Annotated in this window: 4 protein-coding genes and 1 pseudogene; all 5 read right to left on the reverse strand. The window is 46.2% G+C overall.

Annotated features, from left to right (window positions below):
• Positions 1-1,733, reverse strand: a pseudogene (locus tag HNQ84_RS14190) (metal-dependent peptidase); the annotation flags it as partial.
• 82 nt (positions 1,734-1,815) lie between these two features.
• The gene (locus HNQ84_RS14195) at positions 1,816-2,484 is read right to left on the reverse strand and encodes a ComFC family protein (RefSeq protein WP_435622459.1); all 669 of its coding nucleotides are present in this window, start codon (positions 2,482-2,484) and stop codon (positions 1,816-1,818) included.
• On the reverse strand, positions 2,481-3,821 hold the full coding sequence (locus tag HNQ84_RS14200) for an ATP-dependent helicase ComFA (protein ID WP_435622460.1): 1,341 nt from the start codon (positions 3,819-3,821) through the stop codon (positions 2,481-2,483). The genes HNQ84_RS14195 and HNQ84_RS14200 overlap by 4 nt, the downstream gene beginning before the upstream one ends.
• Positions 3,822-3,889: 68 nt before the next feature.
• The gene (locus tag HNQ84_RS14205; protein WP_435622461.1) at positions 3,890-4,732 is read right to left on the reverse strand and encodes a DegV family protein; all 843 of its coding nucleotides are present in this window, start codon (positions 4,730-4,732) and stop codon (positions 3,890-3,892) included.
• Between the two features lie 171 nt (positions 4,733-4,903).
• Positions 4,904-5,251 (reverse strand): RNA-guided endonuclease InsQ/TnpB family protein (locus HNQ84_RS14210; protein WP_435622462.1); only part of this gene is annotated, 348 nt, incomplete at its 5' end.

Consider the following 5,251-nt stretch of genomic DNA (forward strand, 5'->3'; position numbering starts at 1 on the left):
ACTTTCTCTGCTTGCTCCGCTGGTAACGTACGAGTCACCTCTCTCACTTGCACCTCTACTGCTTTCACCGTCGAGGCACTTTCTGCTTGCTTCCGCACCTCTGCCACTTGTTTCAGTTGTGCTTCTTTTGTTTCTACCTTGGGTGCTGGGGTATTCGCTCGTATAGCTTCTTTCGCTGTACGCACCACGTCCGCTGTCACTTCTTCCTCTACTGTACGCAATGCTTGAATCAACTGTTGTCGGGCTTCCATGCTGCGCCCCATTGCCTCTTGCTGTTTCGACTGCTCAAGTGCACGCACCACTTTCTCTGCTTGCTCCGCTGGTAATGTCCGAGCCACCTCTCTCACTTGCGGCTCTACCGCTTTCACCGTTGGAGCATGTTCCACTTGCTTCCGCACCTCTGCTACTTGTTTCAGCTGGGCTTCTTGGACGTCTACTTTCGCTATTGGCGTGTTCGAGCGCAGTGTTTCTTTCATTTCTGCCTCTATTTTTTGTCCTACTGCTCTCAATGCTTGAATCAAATCTGCTTTCGCCTTTTCTCCTAGTTGTTCTACACGTTCAATCACTTCATGTAATTCATTCCCTTCCATGCGCGGCAATACCGTTTCCTTCAACTGACGAACAGCATCTTCTATATTGCGAGCGTTGCGAACAATTCGCTTTGCTTCATCAACCATTTGTTTTTGTGTAGCTGTAGACGGCTGTACCGACGCATCTTCTGTTTTCTCAACAGAAGCGAACGCTTCAAGCAATCGCTGTTTAGCGCTAAGTGGTTGACCTGAGCGATACAACTGCTCTGCTTCTTGTAACGCTGGACCTAGCGTTTGACGAACGACTTCGCTTCCTTTTGCGATAGTAAGTGCTTTTGCGACAATCGGCTCACGTTCGATTTGTTGACGTACCATTTGCAATTGCTTCTCTTGCGTTGCTGCTCGTTCAGTTTGTACATAATCTATTCTCTTTTCATTCGCCTCTGCCAAAGCAACAGCTTGCATGATGCGACTGCGAGCAAACATCTCGTGTCCGCGCTCTCTTAACAACGTCGCCTCTCGAACGGCTTTTGTGATTTCGTCATGTCCGTTCTCCTCTGCAAACTGCTTTGCCGATTCCATCGCACGATCAATGTTTCGCTCTCGTTGCAGTTGTGCACGTAGCTCACTGACCGTTTGCGACCGTTGCTTTGCGATTGGAGTAAATGAAAAATGTTCATCAATCGCTCGAACGATATCATGTAACGACTCGCTTAACGGCTTGCCGTGGAGCGCTTCATGAACCGCTTGTAACTGCTTCATCGTCATATCAAGCTTTTTGCTTGCGGCGATTTGAATCGTTTCTAACTTTTGTTCAACCGTTCCTTTTCCTTCTGCTAAAAACGTGCGTAACGACTCCACCGTTTCTCGAGTGAGCGGCAATTGCTTTTGTGCTACCATCGTCACCGCCTGGCGAAGTTCAGGCGTTTCAAACGTTTCGGATGATGATGTAGAAGGTGGTGTCACAATCTTTCCTTCGACAATATCCCCATCACTACCAGTGACTTGTACTTTCACTCGTCCAGACGGCGGTACATCGCCTTCAAAACGAAACCGAATATCGACACCTCGCAATTGCACAATCGCTTCTTTCTCACCTACTTGCTCTTTCACAACCGCTTCGTACACATCTCCTGCTTTTAACGTCACAGTCGTTGAAGATGACGATGTCGAGCGATAATGTCCGTATCCGCGAATTTCCATAACGACTCATCTCCGTTCTCCAATATTCCTATTTTTTATATCGACCATCGGTACGATGTTTTCAATGGGAGTTTGTTCCCAACTATGAGCGGATGAGCGTAAAAGAAGAAATGTCACGTGCCCCTGCTGCATAAAGAACGTTGGCCGCTTCATGCACCGTTGCCCCTGTCGTATAAATATCATCAACGATGACAATGCGCTTTTCGGCTACATCTTCTCCTGTCAAACAAAACTTGCGCCCGACAAAACGTTCACGTCTCGTTTTTTTCGATTGTTTTTCATCATCGATACGTCGCAAGGCAAAAATGATTGGCAATGATAGAAGCGAAGCGATTGCTTCCGCTTGATTAAACCCTCTTTCAGCTAATCGAGAAGGGCTAAGTGGAATCGGTACGAGGAACACATCGGAAGAAAAATGCTTAGAAAAAACCGCGCGAACATCGGAACGAAACGCTTCAATAAGCGCATAATCGCCACGAAATTTAAAACGATTGATTACTTCTTTCATCCAGTCGTTGTATATATAAACAGAATAGTTTTGTCTCAAGGCACTTTGACGCTGTTGCCACTTTATACAATCGGCACATATCGGTACGTCACTTAAACGGCTACATCGTTCACAACGATTTCCTTCAAGGCGAATAAAGCGAGCTCGACAACGCGGACAACAAACATCCGCTTGACGGAGCGTGAAAAGCATAGCAAGCGATATCGGAGGCATCCATTCATCATGACAAATGAGACACTTCATTTGTCAATCAACCCTCGCTTTCGTGCTTCATCGTTCATCCGTATAATATGGCGCTTTGCTGACACCATCGCTTTCGTTTTTCCAAAATGAAAAAAGCGAACATCACCTGTCGGGTACTGAGCACTTCGCCCGACGCGTCCTGCAATTTGCACGAGCGCACTCTCTGTAAAAATCGGTTGCTCTGCACCTAACACGGCAACGTCAATGTTTGGGACCGTTACCCCGCGCTCTAAAATGGTCGTTGTGACAAGAAGAGGAATTTGTCCACGCCGAAAAGCAAGCACTTTTTCCTTTCGTTTCGGATCTTCAGCATGTACCCCTTCAATGCGAGGGTGAAATTGTTGTAAGTACGGAACAACTTGTTGTAAAAAGTCAATGTGAGGAACGAATAAAAAGGCTTGTTTGTTTCTTTCGAGATGCTCGTTTACCCATCGAACAACACATGAAGGCAACCGCTTGTGGCGCCATTTTTTTTGCCAGTTGCCGCACCATTCAAATATAGGGACAGGAAGAGGATGACGATGATACCGTGCAGGAATCGTCACTGCTTTACGCTGACCGCTTTTTACTTCACGTTGCCATTGTTCGTTTGGGGTTGCGGTTAAATAAATGAGTGAGGAGTTCGGTTTTCGGGCCCGTTCTACCGCATAGGAAAGCATCGAGTCTACACTATACGGAAATGCATCGACTTCATCCACAATCATCACGTCAAAAGCACGGTAATACCGAAGCAATTGATGAGTCGTTGATACCGTCAGCGAAGCGAGCTTGCCGCGGTCTTGGCTACCTCCGTATAACGCTGCGATATCGACAGACGGAAAAACGTTCGCGAGGCGTGGGGCTAACTCCAATACGACATCTGTGCGCGGAGCAGCAAGACAGACGCGCTTTCCTTGCGACAACGCCATATCGATTCCTGCAAATAGCACTTCTGTTTTCCCGGCTCCACATACCGCCCAAACAAGCAAAGATTCGTTTCGATCAATCGCCTGACACACTTCATCAGAAGCAAGTTGTTGGGCTGTGGATAGTTTACCGCTCCATTTTAGCGGTGAAGAAAAAGAGGTGGAGGGAATTGGTTCCGTCCATATGACAAGCGGATTACATTCGCTACATCGCCCCATCATAATACATTTGCGACAATACGTACATATGCGTCCACAACGAGCGCATGGAAAAGACGCAAAAAGTTGCTGGTCCTCGTTGTCGCATCGCACACAGCGATAACCTTTTTTCGTTTTGACGATACTTTCAACAATTTGAATATGTTTCGCATCGTGAGAAAAAGAAAGTTCAGACTTTAGTAGCTGTTTCCCTGCGAAATACAAACAAATCACCCCCAACAAAAAAAGAAGTGGATCATTCGCCCACTTCTTCTATTCGTACCCATTAAAAAAATTCCTGCTTATTTTTTATACCAACCGAATCCCATTGCTCCTTCACCTAAATGCGTGCCGATGACAGGTCCGAAATAGCTAAGGAAAAATTCAACGTGCGGATATTGTTGCTCGAGCTTTTCTTTCCATGCGCGTGCTTCTTCTTCACGGTTCGCATGGATAATGACCGCACGCATAGGAACGCCAAGGTTCGCATCTTCAGCAAATAGTTCTTCTATGCGATGTAACGCTTTTTTACGTGTACGAATTTTTTCAAACGGAACGATGACTTTATTAACGAAATGCAAAATCGGCTTGACTTGCAGGAGACTTCCGATAAACGCCTGTGCACCGCTTAACCGCCCGCCACGTTGCAGATGCGATAAATCGTCGACCATAAAATACGCACGTACTGATTGTTTCATTTCGTTTAACCGAGCTATAATCGCTTCCGGATGCGCACCTGCTTGCGCCATTTCTGCCGCTTCCATCGCATAAAATCCTTGCACCATGCAGCTAATTTCTGAATCATATGCATACACCCGGATGCCTTCGACCATTTGACCAGCCGCAACCGCTCCTTGATACGTTCCGCTAATGCCGCTTGATAAATGAATCGAAATGACCGCATCGTATTGTTTCGACAGCTGTTCAAACGTCTCAACGAATAAACCAATCGGTGGTTGAGACGTTGTCGGCAGTTGTTCACTTGTTTTCACTTTATCAAAAAAATCAGCTGCGCTCATGTCGATCTCTTCCCGATACGTCTCTGTGCCAAAGACGACACTCAAAGGAATGATATGTATATTCAACTGTTCGCGAATATGCTTCGGGATATACGCTGTACTATCCGTTAAAATCGCCGTCTTCATCGCTCTTACCGTTACAGAAAACTTACAAAACTTTATAAATCATCTATTCATTATTTATAAAGTTTTCGTTTCTTTCCTTGTTCATCGCGCCCGATTTCGCCGAAGCTACTCTCGTTTGCTTGGCGCTCCGAAGGCTTCACTTCCCCACTAACGTATGGGTACATAGTCATGTCACATCATGGATTTGGCATATTGTTTCAAGTTGATGCTCGCGTTGAGATCGCGATCCATTTGTAACCCACACACTTCGCAACGGTACGTCCGTTCCGATAAAGAAAGGCGGTCTTTCACATGACCGCAACGGCTGCACTTTTTGCTTGACGGATAAAACCGATCTGCCACGATCAACTTGATGCCATGCCACGCACATTTGTACATCATTTTCCGCTTGAACTCGTGAAATGTTTGTTGTTGAATCGCTTTTGATAGCTTGCGATTTTTTAACATGCCACTTGTGTTCAAGTCTTCCATCACGACATACGCTGGCTTGGCTTTCACCAACGTCGTTGTGATGTGGTG

Source organism: Anoxybacillus eryuanensis (assembly GCF_051200995.1).
Taxonomy (GTDB): domain Bacteria; phylum Bacillota; class Bacilli; order Bacillales; family Anoxybacillaceae; genus Anoxybacillus; species Anoxybacillus tengchongensis.

Coding starts and splice junctions, on each gene's coding strand:
- HNQ84_RS14195 (WP_435622459.1), bottom strand. CDS start 2,484: ATGAAGTGTCTCATTTGTCATGATGAATGGATGCCTCCGATATCGCTT.
- HNQ84_RS14205 (WP_435622461.1), bottom strand. CDS start 4,732: ATGAAGACGGCGATTTTAACGGATAGTACAGCGTATATCCCGAAGCAT.